The sequence below is a fragment of the Clostridium sp. AF28-12 genome, from assembly GCF_003435225.1.
Taxonomy (GTDB): domain Bacteria; phylum Bacillota; class Clostridia; order Lachnospirales; family Lachnospiraceae; genus Pilosibacter; species Pilosibacter fragilis.
In genome coordinates this window covers 1-1,828 of sequence record NZ_QWGJ01000057.1, presented here as the reverse complement: position 1 = coordinate 1,828, position 1,828 = coordinate 1, and the positions used below count along the sequence as shown (strand labels likewise).

Annotated in this window: 1 protein-coding gene; it reads right to left on the bottom strand. The window is 43.3% G+C overall.

Translation table 11 applies throughout. The features are described from left to right. Window positions 1–169: 169 nt before the first annotated feature. A protein-coding gene (locus DWY93_RS16725; protein ID WP_117470990.1) for an IS3 family transposase occupies window positions 170–1,749 on the bottom strand; the annotation gives its coding sequence in 2 pieces (ribosomal slippage) (window positions 170–1,296 and window positions 1,296–1,749; 1,581 coding nt in all). Window positions 1,750–1,828: the final 79 nt, after the last annotated feature.

Below are 1,828 nucleotides of genomic sequence, written 5' to 3'. Positions count from 1 at the left end.
GCGCTGATTGTCAAGGTAGTTGTCAGTAAAAATTTATATTCTTGTTTCGACAGGTTATCAGATATTGTTCTGTACCTGACGTGAGTATCAATGAATACCCCATTTTTATTGACAATCACGTCAGGCACAGAGCTTTTATCTGAGCATGTCCATTTGAATCATCAGATTTTTATGAAACAGCTGTCTCCTCAACAGCAGTTTCTGCTTCTTCGCTTATTTTCTCCGGATTCAGATACACTGTGTCCGGAAGGCTCCAGTCACGGGTCAAACGTCCGTTCCAACGCTCGGGATGCTCTGTTTTGGCTGCTTCATAAACTTCCTTGCGTTTGGCAAGTATCTTGTCAGATAAACCACTGCGGCGCTGATATGGGGTAAGAAACTTTAATCCACTATGATGATGGTCATGGTTATACCACTTTACAAACAGACTTACCCATTCCCTTGCTTCTTCCAGTGTTGCAAACCCTTTAGGCTGATAATTCGGACGGTATTTTAATGTTTTAAAGAGACTTTCCGCATATGGATTATCATTGCTTACACGCGGTCTGCTGTTTGAAGGTGTTATGCCAAGCTGATACAGCGTTGCAAGCATCGTTGCACCTTTCATGGGAGAACCATTATCAGAATGTAATACTAATGGCTCTGTAGTAAGGCGTCCCTGCTTTAAACAAATCCTTTTGATCAGGCTGCTGGCATAATCGGCATTTTCTGTCTCATAGACCTCCCAGCCCACGATACTCCGGTCATAGAGATCCGAAAAAAGATACAGATAGTAAAACATTCCTTTATGTGGGCCATTCAGATACGTAATATCCCACATATACACCTGATTGGGTGCTGTTGCACTGTATGTAGACGGACGGTTATGCTTTGGTGCTTCACTGCGTCCACGATGGTTCAACATTTTTTCTTCCCGTAAAACACGGTAAAAGGTTGATTCAGAGGCGATATAGATGCCTTCATCGGCTAGTGTTGGAACGATCTCACATGGCGCCATGCTGGCGTATTCAGGCTTGTTACAGATATTTATGATTTCCTTTCGGGTTTCTGTCGGGATCTTATTTGCCGGCTCTGAATGATCCGCTGTGGGACGTCCATCTTCATAGGAATTTATATCTGATTTCCTTTTTTTCCAGCGGTAAAAAGTCCTTTCTGTAATTCCGAGACGGTAACAGGCTTTTTTGCAGGATGCACCAGATGCAATAGCTTCATTGATTAGCAGTACAGCATTTTCGCGGTCTGAGGCGCTAATCATTCGTCCTCGGGATCCCCCCAGATCGCATTTGCTTTTTTTGACAATACAAGTAAAGCTGCAGCTTCGGCAAGAGCTTTTTCCTTGCGTTGTAATTCCTTTTCAAGTTTTCTGCGTTCTTTTTCAGAATCCTTGAGTTCCCGGTTTAGTCGGGAGGCCTCTTTAGCGATGCCGCCATTTGCATTCATGCAGGCATCTTTCCAATCCTTAATCTGCTCAACATAAAGTCCTTTTTTACGGGCATATTCAGCAAGTTCCGTTTCATTCATGCTCGCTGTTTCAACAACAACTAAGAATTTATCCTGTGTGCTCCAATTGTCTGGGATGGCATCTGTACCAGGAGTGGCATAGCCTTCCTTTCTGGCTTTGTCCCGCCAGTTACGCAATGTCTGTTCGGAAATACCTTCTTCTCTGGAAATTTTTGTAATGGATTCATTGTTTGGTGGAAGCATCCTCCTGAGGAGTGCATCCTTTAACTCTGGACTATAGTTCATAATGAAAGCTCCCTTCCTGCGATAGCTCTATACTACCACAAATGTAATTATCTTTCACTGACAACTATCCTAACACACAGGG